This is a genomic window from Paractinoplanes abujensis (assembly GCF_014204895.1).
In the GTDB taxonomy this organism is placed as follows: Bacteria; Actinomycetota; Actinomycetes; order Mycobacteriales; family Micromonosporaceae; genus Actinoplanes; species Actinoplanes abujensis.
Genome location: NZ_JACHMF010000001.1, coordinates 71,386 through 86,894, shown reverse-complemented (window position 1 = coordinate 86,894; position 15,509 = coordinate 71,386). Strand labels below are relative to the sequence as shown.

At 66.5% G+C, this 15,509-nt stretch carries 12 protein-coding genes; 7 read left to right on the top strand and 5 right to left on the bottom strand.

Features of this window, described 5'->3' with window-relative positions; genetic code table 11:
- Positions 1–4 precede the first annotated feature (4 nt).
- From BKA14_RS00375 to BKA14_RS00360, 4 genes are read left to right on the top strand one after another with little or no spacing between them, the layout of a single operon-like run.
- A complete protein-coding gene (locus tag BKA14_RS00375) occupies positions 5–1,510 on the top strand; it encodes a mannitol dehydrogenase family protein (RefSeq protein WP_184948964.1) in 1,506 nt (501 codons plus the stop codon).
- Positions 1,507–2,253, top strand: coding sequence for an HAD family hydrolase (locus BKA14_RS00370; protein WP_184948963.1), 747 nt, complete (start codon positions 1,507–1,509; stop codon positions 2,251–2,253). The genes BKA14_RS00375 and BKA14_RS00370 overlap by 4 nt, the downstream gene beginning before the upstream one ends.
- Positions 2,250–2,891 (top strand): nucleoside/nucleotide kinase family protein, encoded by a 642-nt coding sequence (locus tag BKA14_RS00365; protein ID WP_184948962.1) that lies wholly within the window; start codon positions 2,250–2,252, stop codon positions 2,889–2,891. The genes BKA14_RS00370 and BKA14_RS00365 overlap by 4 nt, the downstream gene beginning before the upstream one ends.
- A gap of 28 nt (positions 2,892–2,919) precedes the next feature.
- Positions 2,920–3,141 (top strand): preprotein translocase YidC, encoded by a 222-nt coding sequence (locus BKA14_RS00360; protein ID WP_184948961.1) that lies wholly within the window; start codon positions 2,920–2,922, stop codon positions 3,139–3,141.
- 293 nt (positions 3,142–3,434) lie between these two features.
- Here BKA14_RS00360 and hflX read toward each other — a convergent pair whose 3' ends face one another.
- Both hflX and BKA14_RS00350 read right to left on the bottom strand, forming a co-directional pair.
- Positions 3,435–4,613 carry a GTPase HflX gene (gene hflX, locus BKA14_RS00355; protein ID WP_184948960.1) on the bottom strand — a complete coding sequence of 393 codons (1,179 nt, stop codon included), beginning with the start codon at positions 4,611–4,613 and terminating at the stop codon, positions 3,435–3,437.
- A gap of 133 nt (positions 4,614–4,746) precedes the next feature.
- Entirely contained in the window at positions 4,747–5,094 is a 348-nt protein-coding gene (locus tag BKA14_RS00350) for a nuclear transport factor 2 family protein (RefSeq protein WP_239093681.1), read from the bottom strand.
- 107 nt (positions 5,095–5,201) lie between these two features.
- Between BKA14_RS00350 and BKA14_RS00345 the strand changes: the two genes are divergently transcribed.
- Positions 5,202–5,678 (top strand): hypothetical protein, encoded by a 477-nt coding sequence (locus BKA14_RS00345; protein WP_184948959.1) that lies wholly within the window; start codon positions 5,202–5,204, stop codon positions 5,676–5,678.
- A gap of 81 nt (positions 5,679–5,759) precedes the next feature.
- Positions 5,760–7,400 carry a helix-turn-helix domain-containing protein gene (locus BKA14_RS00340; RefSeq protein WP_184948958.1) on the top strand — a complete coding sequence of 547 codons (1,641 nt, stop codon included), beginning with the start codon at positions 5,760–5,762 and terminating at the stop codon, positions 7,398–7,400.
- A gap of 1,646 nt (positions 7,401–9,046) precedes the next feature.
- On the opposite strand, the gene BKA14_RS00335 is transcribed toward BKA14_RS00340, so the two are convergent.
- The 3 genes from BKA14_RS00335 to BKA14_RS00325 all read right to left on the bottom strand — a co-directional run bounded on the left by BKA14_RS00335 (position 9,047) and on the right by BKA14_RS00325 (position 13,001).
- Positions 9,047–9,832: a DUF4231 domain-containing protein gene (locus BKA14_RS00335; RefSeq protein ID WP_184948957.1), complete on the bottom strand. Its 786-nt coding sequence runs from the start codon at positions 9,830–9,832 to the stop codon at positions 9,047–9,049.
- A 612-nt stretch (positions 9,833–10,444) separates the two neighbouring features.
- Positions 10,445–11,296, bottom strand: a complete 852-nt coding sequence (locus tag BKA14_RS00330; RefSeq protein ID WP_184948956.1) for a hypothetical protein — start codon at positions 11,294–11,296, stop codon at positions 10,445–10,447.
- A gap of 520 nt (positions 11,297–11,816) precedes the next feature.
- Positions 11,817–13,001 (bottom strand): NsdA family TPR-like regulatory protein, encoded by a 1,185-nt coding sequence (locus BKA14_RS00325; RefSeq protein WP_184948955.1) that lies wholly within the window; start codon positions 12,999–13,001, stop codon positions 11,817–11,819.
- A gap of 65 nt (positions 13,002–13,066) precedes the next feature.
- On the opposite strand from BKA14_RS00325, the gene BKA14_RS45650 reads away from it, so the two are divergent.
- Positions 13,067–15,118 carry a DUF3631 domain-containing protein gene (locus tag BKA14_RS45650; RefSeq protein ID WP_438861866.1) on the top strand — a complete coding sequence of 684 codons (2,052 nt, stop codon included), beginning with the start codon at positions 13,067–13,069 and terminating at the stop codon, positions 15,116–15,118.
- The last annotated feature ends 391 nt before the right edge of the window (positions 15,119–15,509 follow it).

The following is a 15,509-nucleotide window of genomic DNA, read 5'->3' as shown; positions in this document are numbered from 1 at the left end:
ACGGATGACCTCCTATGACATCTCCACCGCCGCCGACCCGGTTGCGTTGACGGCGGCCGCGCTCGTCTCGCTGCCGGAAGGCGTCGACGCTCCGGGTTACGACCGTGCCGCGCTGCGGTCCGGCGTCGTCCACTTCGGCGTCGGTGGTTTCCACCGCGCCCACCAGGCGGTGTACTTCGACGAACTCGCCCGCCGGGGCCTGGCCGACGGGTGGGGCCTGACCGGTGTGGGACTGCACCGGCCCGAGATGGGCGAGGTGATGCGCGCGCAGGACTGCCTCTACCTGGTCGTCGCTCGAGGCGCGCACGGCACCACCGCGCGGGTAGTCGGCGTGATGGGCACCTACCTGTTCGCACCCGACCAGCGCGAGGCCGTGCTCCAGACGCTGAGCGATCCGGCGACGAAGCTGGTCACCCTGACCATCACCGGTAGCGGCTACCTGCTGAACCCGGACGGGGACTTCTCCGACGACGACCCGCTGGTGGCGGCCGAGCTGGAGGACCCGGGACGGCCCGACACGGTTTTCGGCTACCTTGTCGAGGCACTCGACCGGCGCCGTGCGGCGGGGGTCGCGCCGTTCACCGTTCTGTCCTGCGACAACATTCCCAGCAATGGCACGGCGGCTCGCACCATGGTCGTGTCGTTCGCGCAGCTTCGCGATTCCGAGCTGGCGCGCTGGATCGAGGACAACGTGGCGTTCCCGGCCAGCATGGTCGACCGGATCACCCCGGAGACCACCCCGGAGGAACGTGACCGGATCGTACGGTCGCTCGGCGTCGACGATCGCTGGCCGGTCATCACCGAGCCGTTCAGCCAGTGGGTCATCGAAGACGTCTTCTGCAACGACCGGCCACCCTTGGACGAGGTCGGAGTGCAGTACGTGGCCGACGTCGCCCCGTACGAGCTGACCAAGAAGCGGCTGCTCAACGCCAGCCACTGCGCGCTGGGCTACCTCGGCTACCTGGCCGGGCACCGCACCACCGCGGAGGTGATGGCCGACCCCGCCTACGCCGCCTACATCGCGGCCCTGATCGACGAGGTGACGCCGTTGCTGCCGCGCGTCGACGGCATCGATCTCAGCGCGTACAAGAAATCGCTGCTGGAGCGGCTCGCGAACCCCGAGATGGCGGACCAGCTCAGCCGGCTCTGCCGACGCGGTTCGACCAAAGTGCCCTCCTATCTGCTGCCGTCGATCATCGAGACGCGGGCCGCGGGGCGGCCGGCGCCGATGCTGACCCTCGCCGTCGCCGGCTGGTTCCGCTACCTGCAGGGCCACGACTACGCCGGCGAACCGATCGACGTCGAAGGCCCTCGCCGGGACGAGTTCGTCGCGCTGGCCCGGCAGGAGGACGCCGATCCCCGGCCGTTGCTGACCGTACGTGACGTGTTCGGCGACCTGGCCGACGACGCGTCGTTCGTCCGTGACCTGCACGTCGCTTCCGAGGCGCTGCGAGCCGGTCCCCGGGACACCATCGAGACCTGGCTGGCCGTGAGCGGGGGCGCCCGATGACCGCTTGGCCGGACCCGGACCGCCTGCGCGTCCTGCTTCTGGACGCCGACGGCAACCTCTTCCCCTCGGAGGCACCGGCCTTCGACGCGTCCGCCGAGGTCACCAACCAGTTCCTCGCCTCGCTCGGGATCGAGGAGAGGTACACGCCGGAGTATCTGCTCGCCACCACCACCGGCAAGAATTTCCGGACGACCGCGGTCGACCTGGCCGCCGCGAACGGAGTGCAGGTGGCTCCCACCGTGCTGGACGACTGGGTGGCCGAGGAGAAGAAGGTGGTCAGCGCTCACCTGGGCCGGGTGCTGCGACCGGACCCGGCGGTTCTCGAACCGTTGCGCCGCCTCGCCGGTCACTACCGGCTGGCGGCAGTCAGCTCCAGTGCGCTGTCCCGGCTCGACGCGTCCTTCCGTGCCACCGGACTCGCCGACCTGATCCCGTCCGAGTGCCGGTACAGCGCGGAGGACTCGCTCCCGACGCCGACCAGCAAACCCGACCCGGCGGTCTACCTGCACGCCGCCGAGCAACTGGGGGTACCGGTCGGGCAAGCCCTGGCCGTCGAGGACTCCGTGCCCGGCGCCCAGTCCGCCGTCGCGGCCGGTATCGCCACGGCCGGCAACCTGACCTTCGTACCGGTACCCGAGCGCGACGAGCGCCGGCAAGCCCTCACCGGGGCCGGCGCCGAGGTCGTCATCGAGTCGTGGGACGAACTGTCCGCACTCCTTCTCGACACCAGGATCCGGTCATGACCACCGGCCGGCCGCTGTTCAGCGAGCTCGTGGCCGCGGCTCGGCGGATGACCGCCGGGCCGCGGCAGCTCCTCGGCCTGACCGGGGCGCCGGGCGCCGGTAAATCGACCCTCGCCGCCCGGATCGTCGACGCGCTCACCCCCGCCGCGGTGCTGGTGCCGATGGACGGCTTCCACCTGGCCAACGCCCAACTGCAGCGCCTGCACCGTGCGGACCGCAAGGGCGCCCTCGACACCTTCGACGTGGACGGCTACCTCGCCCTGCTGGGACGGCTGCGCGACAACGGACCGGCCACCGTCTACGCGCCCCGCTTCGACCGCAACCTCGACGAACCGGTGGCCGCAGCGATCCGGGTCGACCACGAGGTCCCGTTGGTGGTCACTGAAGGCAACTATCTGCTGGCTCGCGACGGCGGGTGGGAACGCGTGCGGCCGATGCTCGACCAGGTGTGGTACGTCGAGGTGGACGACCAGACCCGGGTCGAACGGTTGATCCGGCGGCACGTCTCGTACGGCAAACCGCCGGACGCCGCCCGCGCCTGGGTGTCACGCTCCGACGAGGCCAACGCCCGTCTCGTCGCCTCCACCCGCGACCGAGCCGATCTGATCGTCACCGCGACAGCTGAGCTGACCGCATGAAGAAGAGCCGTGCGGGTACGCGCGCGGCATGACGCATCAGGGGAATCGCGACGGTGAACTGCCCATCGACCCGGCGGCCAAGCAGGAGGAAGGCGCACCGCTCACCCAGGTGGAGACCGACCGCCGGGTGCCCGGCATGCCGGACAGCGACATCGTCACCGAGTCGGACGGCTCCGGTATGGCGGGCGGCGCCTCCGGAAGCAGCGGGGGCGGCTCCAGCATGCCAGGGCATCCCGACGCCGCCCGCTGACCGGATGGTGCTCGCGCCGGCGCTCATCGGTCGGGTCCAGCCGTCTGAGACAGCCACGCCGACGCCTGTCGGACAATGTCGCCGGGCACCTCGTGACCCGCCATGGAACTCCTGGTAGGTGACGTCGTAGCCCGATCGGCGCAACCGGCTGACCAGGGGCCGGCTTGTGGTTCACCGAGGTTCGGCATGCGCTCCCTCGATCATCGGCCGACCGTTTCCCGTACCCCTTCTTCGATTCTCTCCAGCGATGCGCATGCCTCGGCCTCCGTGGCCTCGTCTTCGACGTTTCAGGATCACGACGCGGCGAGCTCGGTCCTCGTCACCTCGCGGAGGCGGTCGGCCAGGGCGTCGCGCAACTCGCCGGCACCGGCGCCGGTCAAGGCGGAAACCCGCAAGGCATCCGGGTACGCCCGGCGCAGGGCGGCCACCGTCTCCGGCGACGCGATGTCGATCTTGTTGAGCACGAGCAGCTCCGGTACCTCCCCCGCGCCGATCTCCCGCAGCACCTCACGGACGGTCGCGATCTGACCGAGCGCATCAGCCGCCGACGCATCGACGACGTGCAGCGCCAGATCGGCCCGGGTGACCTCCTCCAACGTCGACCGGAACGCCTCGACGAGCTGATGCGGCAGGTTCCGCACGAAGCCCACCGTGTCGGTGAGCGTGAACCGGAGCCCCTGGGCGGTCACCCGGCGCACCGTCGGGTCCAGGGTGGCGAACAGGACGTCCCGCGCCGGCGCATCCGCGCCGGAGAGCCGGTTCAGCAACGCCGACTTGCCCGCGTTGGTGTAGCCGGTGATCGCCACCGAGGGCACCTGGTTACGGGTACGTCGCTGCTGCGTGCGGTCCCGCCGCCGGCCCAACTCGGCCACCCGCTCGCGCAGACCGGCCGCCCGCCGGCGCAAACGGCGGCGCTGAATCTCCAGCCGCATCTCACCGGGACCACGCACACCCATGCCGGCCCCGCCGACCACCCGCCCACCACCGACCCGCGACATCGTGCGCCCGGCCCCCTGCAACCGCGGAAGTTGATAGGCGATCTGCGCCAGCTCCACCTGCAACCGGCCCTCACTCGTGCGGGCGTGCCCGGCGAAGATGTCCAGGATCAAGGCAGTACGGTCCACCACGGGCACACCCACCGCGTCTTGCAGGTTCCGCGCCTGACCCGGGGTCAGTTCACCGTCGGCGATCACTACCTGGCCGCGGCACCGCTCGACCGCCGCGGCCACCTCGGCCGCCTTGCCCGAACCGACGTAGGTCGCCGGATCCGGCCGGTCGCGGCCCTGCACGAGGGTGTCCACCACGACCAAGCCGTCGGTGTCGGCCAGCCGCTCCAACTCGCGCAACGAGGTCGGCGTACCCGGCGCGCCGTCGTCGGCCCGATCGTCCTGGACGACAGCGATCAACACCGCACGAGGTGGTTCGTCCGGGGTGTCCGAGCTCTGCGATCCGAGCAGCCACGCGCCTGCCATGACGTCCTCCGTTCGTCAAAATGTGCGCGATGGGCTACCCACCTGGGGTGCCCCTATGCAACAGATGGTCAGCCCCGTCAACCAGCTCTGCGCAACCCAACCGGTTCACGCCGAGGTCGGTCTTCCGGTTTCCTTACGCACTGGCTCCGCACCGCACAGGCACCAGGTCCGGCAGCCCATGTCCCTCGGCCGGGGCCGACACCGACCAAACGATTAACGCTCCGCACGCAGCCCCGCCACCGAGGCCTTGTTCTGGGCGCCGACCGGCCAAGCCAAGTCGCCGGCCCTGGTCGGTGCGCACCGCCTCGTTGTCGTAGAACCCGACCACCAGACACCGATCCGTGCCGGCCGCCCAGTGCTCCGCGCGAACGTACGCGTGGATGGTCGCCCGATCGCCTTCGATCGCGATGACGTGCCCAGTGATCGCGTGATGCGTGGCTACGTGTGACGCGTCCCAGGTTGCGGCGTTTCTGCAGCTCACGTTAGGGGAAACGTCCCTGCCGTCCCGGGTGTGGCCGCATGCCTGTCGCGGTCCCGGTGGCGTTGCGATGCTCGGCCGGCAACGTCGTTCGAGACACCGGAGGAGCCATGCAGAAGAAGCGACTGCTCATGAAGATCGGCGCGGGAGTGTCGGCCGCCGTGGGCGCGGCGGCGGTGGGGGTCGTGGGGACGGCCGGGCCGGCCGCGGCGGGCGGCTGCGCCAACCACGTTCCGTACTGCGGCGGCACCGTCACCAATCTGGCCAGCTCGTCGATCGCGATCACGAACTGCTGGAACGGCACAATCGGCGCCGCCTTCATTTATCGCGAGACACTGACCTGCGCTTCGAACGGCTGGACGGCCAGCAACTGGAACGCGCACACGACGATCGGGCCCCGCTCCGACTCGTCGAGCAGTTACTACTACTACGACACGGACGGCTTCCGGGTGCTTCGGGGATGCCGCGTGGTGGCCCGCTGGAACGGCGGCGGCGAGACCGTCTACAACCGGCAGGGCTCGAGCACCAGCATGTGGGTGAAGGTGGGCGACGGCTCGTTCGTCTCCATCGTGAGTTACACGTGCTGATCTGACAATTTCCCGACCGCTTCCGTGTGACAGCTGTCGATACCATGACCCCCGTCGCGACCGACGGGGGGGGCGGGGGTCATGGCGCGGAACGAAGCCCAGGCGGAGCTCGGCGTGCTGCTGACCGGGCTGAAGGACCGCAGCGGGTGCAGCTATCAGGGCCTCGGCCGCCGGGTGAACCTGAGCAAGTCGGCCGTTCACCGCTATTGCACCGGTTCCTCGGTGCCGGCCGACTTCGCCACCGTAGAACGGATCGCGCGGGCCACCCGAGCCGACCGCAGCGAGATCGATCGGCTCTACCAAGCCTGGTCACGGGCTGTTTCCACCACGCCGCCGCCCGAGCCCACGCCCACGCCTACGCCGCCGCCGATGATCGCGGCCGGGCCACCGATCGCGCGTCCCCGCCGGCCCTTCGCCGCCGCCTACGCCACCGGCCTGCTCATCGTGGTCTTCGCGGTGCTCAACGGCCTGCCGGTGCTGACCGGCGCGAGGGCCACGACCGAGCCGGACAACCGGCGCCTCCAGTGGATCAGCGGGCCGACCTGGACGCTGCCGGCCGAGCCGGTGGACGAGACGCTCTTCGGCGTCACCATCAACAGCACCACCGGCGCCATGCCCGGCTTCGACGTCGGCGCGGTGCGTCTGTGGGACAGCGGAACCGTGTGGGCCGCCCTGCAACCCCGGCGCGGCGTGTTCGACTGGAAGCTGCTCGACGGGCACGTCCGGGGCGCCGAGCAGGCCGGTCTGCCCGTGCTGTTCGTGATCGGCGGCACGCCGGGCTGGGCCGCGCCGGCCGCGCCGCGAGCCCCCTATCCCGAGGACGCCCGCGCCGCGCCGCCCGACGACTTGGCGCACTGGGACGCTTTCATCCGTGCGCTGGCCCGGCGGTACGCGGGCCGGATCGAGGCGTACGAGCTCTGGAACCTGGCCAATGACGCGCGCTTCTTCAACGGCGACGTCACCACCCTGGTCGAGATGACCCGCCGGGCCGCCCGCATCATCGACGTGGCAGACCCTGGCGCGCTGGTGGTCTGCCCGGGCATGGGAAACCTGTGGACGCCCGAGGGGCGCGAGGTGCTGCGCCGCTTCGCCGAGCTGCGCGGGTACGACCACTGCGACGTCGCCGGCATCAAGCTGCACCAGCGCAGCGCCGCCGACCCGCCCGAAACGATGCTCGAGCTGACCGGCGTCGTGGACCGCATCCTGCACGGTGCGGGCGTGCACCCGCGGGTCTGGAACACCGGAACGATGTATTCGATCCCGCTGCAGGGACGGCTCGACGAGATGACCGCCCGCAACCACGCGGTGCGCTTCTTCCTGGTCGGGTTGCTGGCCCGGGAGACATACCTGGAACGCATGTATTTCTACAACTGGGGCGGCACCAAGGTACCCATCGTCCTGCAAGCCGACGGAGGCACGCCGACCCCGGCGGCCCGAGCGGTGGAACGGCTGCAGCGCTGGCTGGCCGGCGCCGAGGTGCACGCCTGCGGTCACGGCGAGGCCATGAACCTGCCGGCCCAGGCCTGGCAATGCGACTTCACCGTGCCCGACGGGAACCGCCGCACGGCGGCGAGCATCGCCTGGACTCACAACGGCACGGCGACCATAACCACCGGTTCGGAGGTGGCGTCGGTGCACCGCCTGGACGGGACGTCGGCGCCGGTGCGGCCGGGCTCGGCCCTGGCCCTGACCGAGGAGCCGGTCCTGCTAAGAGATAGTTGACGATACATACGCCGGTTTGATATTCACCGCGCCGTAGAGTTCGACCAGGTCCCTGGACAGCGGAGCCGCCGACGCTCCGTCAAAGCGCGTGTAAGCGGCCATGCCATCAAATGCTAGAGGACCACCAGGTCAGTGAGTTCACAGAAGATCGACCGGCGGTGCTCCTTGGCCGATACCACTTCGACGACCTGCCTCGCGAGCGTACGCAACAGTTCGTCGTGCTGCTCCAGGTGCTCGAGGCCGCGACCGACCAACCCTTGCGACGTACGCGCCCGAGAAGCTCCGACGGGACGATCGCGACGCAAAGTGGGGGTAAAGCGGGGGTGCATTCCTGAAAGCAAAACGGTGACCTGCGTTTCCACAGGTCACCAGCTTATTTTGGTCGGGCTGACAGGATTTGAACCTGCGACCCCTTGACCCCCAGGCCGTTGGAGTTTGTGTTTCCGCACGTCAAGCGCGATGCGCCCCGTGCACCCGCATGTTAAGTGCGCACCTCCAGGCACTGGCGTGCATAGCGTGTGGTCCCTAAGTGGTCCCCGGCGGTCCTTGGCACCGCCAAACCCGCTTGAGTGACAGTTGCGGGGTCGTCCGCCACTCATCTGTCCAGCTGAAGCCGGTCGAGTGACAGGGGTGACAGCGGTGACACACCCTATCGGCGCTGCGCAAGACGTGCTGCCGGCGGCTACTGTGCAGGCCTCGGGAGGTAGAGGAGGTTCAAGCGATGCCCGGCGAAGCTGAAATGTGGCTTGAATACTGGAAAGATCAGCGCGCACAATCACGGCAAAGCGAACTCCAACGAGCAACCATATCTAACCTAGTTCTCATCGTAGCAACCGCCCTTATAGCAGTAACAGTGCAACGTGGAATTACGAGAGGTACGGTCGCATTAACCATTCCACTTACAGTGCTCGGCGTATTTGGCATGATTGTAACCGCCAAATATCGGGAACGGTTCGAATACCACATCACCCGAGCCCGTGCGATAATGGAATCATTCGTCAGTGAATCGAACGTCGCCATCCTGTCGGATTCGGTACGTCGGCACAACGAAAGGTTCCCAGTTCTCCGCAGAGTGCGAACGTACGTGCTCTGGATCAGCTTTCACGGTCTGATAGCGGTGGGAGGCATGATCCTCACTATGATCGCGCTCATCCGCTGAATCTGCTGGACGTAGCATCGCACTCCCCGGACTCGTGCGGATCTTGGCTAGACCCTCCCGACCCCCAGGCCGTTGGAGTATGCATCTGCGCACTTCACAAGCGATGTGGATCGTGCGTCCGCGAGTCAAGGACGCGTGGCTGCGCATAGGTGTGCATGACGTGCGGTCCCCAAATGGTCCCCGGAACCGGTCTGACGACGCCGAGACGCACATCGATCAGCGAAGAGTCGGACTGGCTACTTTCGGCGCCAGACAGCGTGATGCAGGACACCTGCGACTGTCGCGGCGAGAACCGACACGACGGAACCAATAATGCCTACCTTGCCGTCAGCACCGAATATTGAAGTTGTGACTATAGCCAATGCTGTGGCGCCACTAAGGATGACGCCTGCCAACGACAGCGGCCTCATCTGATCCTTACCACAACGGGATGATGCCTTCCGGTCGGCCGGCTCAGGTTCATCGCCTGACATAGCCGTGTGGAAAATCAAGCACGCTCTTCAGTCTTGCCGGACGACTGCTCCAACTGAAGTTCACGTTTCCTCTGCTCCTCTCGGAGGCGCTCGACGTTCCTGGCGAACCGGCGAAGACGCGAAGCTTCGTCAGTGTCATTCTCGTAGTCGTCAAGGCGAAACTGAGAGGCGTTGTAGTTCCGTTCGATCTCGTCTGCCGTCGACTGCAGGTTGTAGCTACGCTCCCGAAACTTGAAGTAAGCCGCAAGTCCGGCAGTTACGCTGACCGTTGTAGTGAGTGCGGTCGCCACCCAACCAAGAGGGTGCCCCTCAGCAAGCAATGCCGTTGTGGTTGAAGCAGCGATTGATCCGACGATTACGACCGCTTGGTTGAAGTTGTGAATTCGGCGATTTCGACCCGCTCGGGTTCGGAACTGATTGACCACGTCCTGGGAGGCTTCGCGATATATCCGAAGCGATTGCACAGACTCTAGCTCAATTTTTGTCGCTGCAGTTTGTCGATCGTGTCCCAGGTTGCGCACGTCGAGATCCAGGCCGACTATGTCGCGGCGGAATCTGACGAGCTGCCTACCCCCAACAACACATAGGATCAACAGCGCCAGCAAACCGACATAACGCGTTAATACAGGCTGATCTCGCCACAGGCCGATAGCTACGGAATATGCTAGCAGGAACGCTAGCGTTGCGCCACACAGCAGAATCAGCCAGTAAGCCGTACGGGTCGATTTAGCCTGCCTCAATCTATCTGAGGCTAGCTCGTAATCCTTGGTAACTGCCTTATAGCTCTCTTGGGCATCCACGGAAGACTGTTCCCCTGGACTGCTCATTCCGCTCCGTAATCAAAAAGATACTTTCAGCTAACAAGCGAATCTTCATTCGGTCCTGAAAGGCCGTCCAGAACTTTGTCGCATTGACGTCTGTTACTTGCCAAAGGGGCAAGTCTATGAGTCGAGGTGACGGACCGGCTTCACCAGCAGCCTCGGCCCATGGCGTCCATTCGCGATCACCACTTACGCTTGACCAGCGGTCAAGGTGCAGTACCGCGCGGAGCGCTTGACCCCCGTAGTCCACAAGACACGCGGAAGGCCGGCCCTCAGAACCGGACCGGCCTTCTGACCTGCATCTTCGCACTGTCGGGCTGACAGGATTTGAACCTGCGACCCCTTGGCCCCCAGGCCGTTGGAGTAGACGTTTCCGCACGTCACGCGCGATGCGAGCCACCGGCTAACGTGACCCGACGGGCGGTCAGTGCTTCAACGCGCATGACGTGTGGTCCCCAGATGGCCCCGGACGGCACAGGACCCATGCGTAGACGCGCAACAGGACGTGAGGACTCTTGAGGTCGTCGAGCAGTGCTGCTGGGAGCCCTGGGCCCGTGCGATTGGTGACCACAGCGCCGACCTTCTTGGAATTTAGCCTCTCCGGCGAGACTCCCACTCATTCTTCCAAACCAGTGCTCGGAATTCGGGGAAACGCAATTTGACAAACGGATCAACTACACCCGGCGCATACTTCTTCAACTTGCCAGCAACATGCGCGAACTGCTCTGGCTCAGCGGCCGAAGCAAACGCAACGCTCGCTCGCAAATGCGCGCCTACAATGTTTTGAGTCCAAGTATCTTCGTGCGCTTGGATTGGGTCATCGAGCCCATCAACCAGACGAAGCCTCGTCGAGGCTACTATTTCGTGCAGTCGGCCATAGATGCGAGGATACGAACCACGCGTCGCGCCGAGAACGATTAGTAGCCCTCCTGGCGTTAGAGACTGTGCGAGATCCTTAAGCTCCGCCTCAAAGTTGGTCGGCATCGAGGTATTCGTTAAGAAGTTGCAGAGAACTATGATGTCGTAGCGAGAAGGAACGTTGACGCCTTCTTCCATCGCAAATTTTCGGGCCCACTCAGAGGATATGTCCTCTCCAGCGCGTTCGAACTCGTTCTCAATCATCCAGGCTTTCTCCCGTATCGCATCTTGATACTGGGAAGCGACTGAGAAACCAGCAAGGTCGTTATATGTAATTCTGAAAGGCACCGCCGACACGGAATGCGTAGGGTCTCGCATCATGAGCATTTCGGAAACTTCATGTAGCAGGGAGGACCATGCCGCTCCGCGGTCAATAGAATGCGGCACAGCCACCGGCGATATCGCCGGTGCGCCCTCAATCGATGTAAGCCAAGCCCGCAGATCGTCATAAAAATCAGAGATCGCGAAGAGCGCAGGGGCCGGACCAGCGCCGACCTCAAGAACTGATACACCGTTGCGTCGCATTGGAATATGACCGTAAAGCCAGAGGCGATCCAATACCTGTGCTACTCGGCCGTACCTATCGGCCAAATGCCACATCGCGTACGGAACGGTATGAGCCTCCGACTCAAAGCGGAGCGAGTCGCAACTTTCTAATACAGTTGCGAGTTCGCGCACAATCTGGGCAGCGGTGGGCGACCAGAGTAGACGTTGACGAAAAAGATCATTTGTGACCCCGGTCAGACGCAGTAGGCGGGGGCGGTACAACGACGTTGTCGACGTACGCCATTCCTGCCACGCTGCAACATGTTCCCGCTGCCACCGACCTGCGCGCCATGGGCGGCCCGAATCCTCCGACATCGGCATAGTATGCCTCCGAAGCCGCGGTCCGGCACCTGACATCAGAGTCGGATCGATGCGACAGAGGCCTTAGCATCTAGGCAAAGGGTGGGCCCCGCGCCTTGGTCACCGCGTCGTCGTCACATCTCCACTTCGTACGACCTCGTCTAACTGCCGGCCAGGCCCGAGGCCATATCGCTCCTCCCTAGCCATTGACTACATCGGCAAGGGCAGTCGCCATTTCCTCTATTGTCATGACGGCTGAATTGAGTGCCAGAATACCGCCGAGCATCGGCGCCTGCCGTTCGACCTCATCCTTAGAGATGTGATGCCAAATCGGAAGTACTTTGTCCTCCCCAGCGCTGATTTTCTTACCGAACAGCCCGTCTAGCGCCTCAGCAACGCGAGCCTCGGCCCGCGCTTCCTCGTGGTGGCCGCGTACGGAGTAGGCCAGGGCGAGATCGTAACGGAGGCCGGCCGCCGCCCGCGTGAAGGTCGGATCGAGGCGCTTCACGGCGTCGGTAGGTTCCTGCACGGCCTCCACCTTGCCGAGTCGAGCGAGGCAGTGCCCTCGCCGACGGGCGAGGTGAACATCATTGAGGAACAGGTACGGAAGGCCGTCGTCTGAGTCGTGACCGGACAGCGTGCGGCCAGCTTGATCGAGAGCGGCCTGCGCCGGACCGGCGGCGCCGGATGCGGCTAGCGCCTTGGCCTCGGCAGCCCAGAGCCACGACTGAAGCATCGCCGGTACTTGACCGCCGGCCCCCGTTCGCGCGTGCTGGATCAGCGATACGGCCTGTTGGGGTCGGTCGAGGTCGAGCAGCGCATATGCCTGCTGCGCCGTGACGTGCGCGACGATCGATGGACTCCCGCTCTCCCGCGCCGCCGACTTCGCGGTTTCATGCAGCGACCAAGCCTTATGGGAGTCGCCCAGATCAAGGGCCTGCCAGCCTGCCAACGCTGACGCCTCAGCGACCGCGGCGGCCAGCGCTTCGCGATGCGGCCCGGGCAGGGCATACCGCCAGAGGTCCGTCATCTGCGCAACGTGCGCCTCACTCTGCTGCAAAAGTCGCCCTGCTCCTAGCTGGCGGTCGATCGCCCTATAGGAGTCCGTTTGCGCTTCTAGCAGCGTCACCAGCGGGCTATCCAGGGACTCGGCGGCGCTGAGGCGTGCAGCCAAGTCCGCGTTGTCGTTGACCGGCGCGGGCGGCACAGTGCTCGGTTTACCAGCGGCGAACGGCACACCGAAGACCTCCGCGAAGAGGTCCGCGTACTCCTGGGAGAGACCGCGTCGCCCGTGTACCCATTCACGGATCATCCGCTTCAGGCTTGTGTCGTCCGGCAAGAGCCCACGGTTCATCCGACGCGCGGCGCCTCGCAGCTCCAGCATGAGCCGAGCACGGTTCGTCCATCCGCGCTGCTCGCATAGCCGCGGAAGGTCGGTATCCCCGTGCCGTGCCCGACGCCGATCCGCTGCTGTCCGCGGCGCTCGCCCTCGCCGGCGAGGGCCTGCCCGTCTTCCTGCTCGGCCGTACCAAACGTCCCGTGGCCAACTGCCGTGACTGCTCTACCGACGACCCCGACCACGACCGGGTTGGGTGCGGGCACCTGACCTGCCACGGCTTTTACGCCGCCACCACCGACCCTCACCGGATCCGCGCCATGCACGCGATCGTCCGAGGCGGACTGTTGGCCCTCCGTACGGGCGCCGCCTCCGGGCTGGCGGTGATCGACATCGACCCGCGCAACGGCGGCGCACTGGTGCCCGAGTTAATGGCGCCGACTCGATGCGTGGCCACCGGCTCGGGTGGCTGGCACCTGTACTACCGCGACCCCGGCGGGCCGCTTGTCAAGAACCTCGATCACCGCGGACATCCCGGTATCGACGTCAAGGCTGACGGCGGGTACGTCGTAGCCCCGCCCTCGATCCACCCGGGCACCCGGCGCCCGTACCGGCTGCTCGGGGACCGGCCGGTGATTGAGATGAGCCCGCCGCTGATCGCCGCGTGCCGGCCGCCGGAGGCGCCGCCGGCTGTGAGCCCCCCGGCCACCCTGACCCCGGCCACCAGCGGCGGGCTCATCTCAGACCTCGCCGCCCTGCTCGCCGCACACCTACGCGCCGTCGACCGCGCCCCGACCGGTCGGCGCCGGGTCACCCTCTACGGCGCCGCGCGGGGTTGCCCGCATGGTCGCCGCCGGCGTCATCAGCGAGGCCGACGCATGGGCCGCGCTCTACGCCGCCGGCCAGCGCGCCGAACAGTCCCACTACAACATCACCACCGCGGTCACCGGCGGATTCCGCGCCCAGGCGGTACCGATCGAAGGGGTAGCCGCATGACCGAACCCGACCCGACCACCGACGGAGCGGCCATCCTCGACCGCCTCCACCAGGTCATCACCAAATACCTGATCATGCCGAACCCGGAAACACTCGACGCCACCGTGCTGTGGATCGCCGCCACCCACGCACAAGACGCGTGGACCCACGCACCCCGCCTTGTGATCAAGGCCCCGGAGAAGCGGTGCGGCAAGTCCCGGCTGCTCGACGTCGTCGATGGCACCTGCTACCGGCCCCTGATGACGGTCAACGCCTCCACCGCGGCGATCTTCCGCTCGATCACCGAGACCGACCCGCCCACGATCCTGCTCGACGAAGCCGACACGATCTTCGGCGGCAAACAGGCCGAGGCCAACGAGGACCTTCGCGGCCTGCTCATCGCCGGCCACCAGCGCGGCCGGCCGACGATCCGGTGGAACCACCAGACCCGCGAGCTGGAAAAGATCCCCACCTTCTGCATGGCCGCCCTGGCCGGGATCGGGTCGATGCCCGACACGATCGAGGACCGGGCCGTGATCGTGAAGATGCGCCGCCGCACCGCCGCGGAGAAGGTCGCCCCGTTCCGGTCCAAGCGCGACGGCCCGGTCCTGCGGCGCCTCGCCTCCGATCTGGCCTCATGGCTGCGGCCGAACCTGACCGAGCTGGAGAACGCCGAACCCGAGATGCCGCTGGAGGACCGGGCCGCCGACACGTGGGAGCCGCTGATCGCGGTCGCCGACCTCGCCGGCGCCAACTGGCCCGACCGCGCCCGCCGCGCCGCGCAAGCGCTCAACGCCACCCGCGAGGGCGACGCCAAATACTCCGACCGCCTCCGGGTCCTGATCGACTGCCGCACCGTGTTCGCCGGCTTCGAGGGCATGCCGAGCACGGTGCTGCTGGAGCGGCTCAAGGCGTTACCCGAGGGGCCGTGGGCCGAGTACAACGGCGTCGGCCTGACCGCGATGAAGCTCGGCGTGCTGCTCAAGGAGTATGAGATCGCCTCGGAGAACATCACGTTCGAGCCGCCCACCGGCCGGGTCAAAGGCTTCCACCGAACCGCGTTCGAGGACGCCTGGCGGCGCTACTGCCCGCCCGAGGAGAAACCCGCTCCCGAGCCCTACAAGCCGTACCCGGACCCCCAAAACTCCAGCTCAGACAACGTACGGCTTTTCCAGCACCGTACGGCTTAAGCCGTACACCGGTCGCCGCCTACCAGTCGCGTACGGCTTAGCCGTACGCGGCCCTTGCAAGCCGTACACGGTGTGAGCTGCGGAAACGGAGATCGCGTACGGCTTGTACGGCTTGACCCCTTCACCAGCACCCCGGCAAGCCGTACGCGCACCAAGCCGTACGCGATCTCCGCAGAACCGCATCACCGCAGGTCAAGGCCAGTCCGTGCACAATCCACCCTGGCGGCTAAGCCGTACCGGACGGCCTCGCGTACGGCTTAGCCGTACGCGGCCCCTGCAAGCCGTACGCAGTCTGAGCTGCGGAAACGAAGGTCGCGTACGGCTTGTACGGCTTGACCCCTCCACCAGCACCCCCGACAAGCCGTACGGACGGGGGTCCAACGATCGAGCC

Coding starts and splice junctions, on each gene's coding strand:
- BKA14_RS00375 (WP_184948964.1), top strand. CDS start 5: ATGACCTCCTATGACATCTCCACCGCCGCCGACCCGGTTGCGTTGACG.
- BKA14_RS00370 (WP_184948963.1), top strand. CDS start 1,507: ATGACCGCTTGGCCGGACCCGGACCGCCTGCGCGTCCTGCTTCTGGAC.
- BKA14_RS00365 (WP_184948962.1), top strand. CDS start 2,250: ATGACCACCGGCCGGCCGCTGTTCAGCGAGCTCGTGGCCGCGGCTCGG.
- BKA14_RS00360 (WP_184948961.1), top strand. CDS start 2,920: ATGACGCATCAGGGGAATCGCGACGGTGAACTGCCCATCGACCCGGCG.
- hflX (WP_184948960.1), bottom strand. CDS start 4,613: ATGGCAGGCGCGTGGCTGCTCGGATCGCAGAGCTCGGACACCCCGGAC.
- BKA14_RS00345 (WP_184948959.1), top strand. CDS start 5,202: ATGCAGAAGAAGCGACTGCTCATGAAGATCGGCGCGGGAGTGTCGGCC.
- BKA14_RS00340 (WP_184948958.1), top strand. CDS start 5,760: ATGGCGCGGAACGAAGCCCAGGCGGAGCTCGGCGTGCTGCTGACCGGG.
- BKA14_RS00330 (WP_184948956.1), bottom strand. CDS start 11,296: ATGCGACGCAACGGTGTATCAGTTCTTGAGGTCGGCGCTGGTCCGGCC.
- BKA14_RS00325 (WP_184948955.1), bottom strand. CDS start 13,001: ATGCTGGAGCTGCGAGGCGCCGCGCGTCGGATGAACCGTGGGCTCTTG.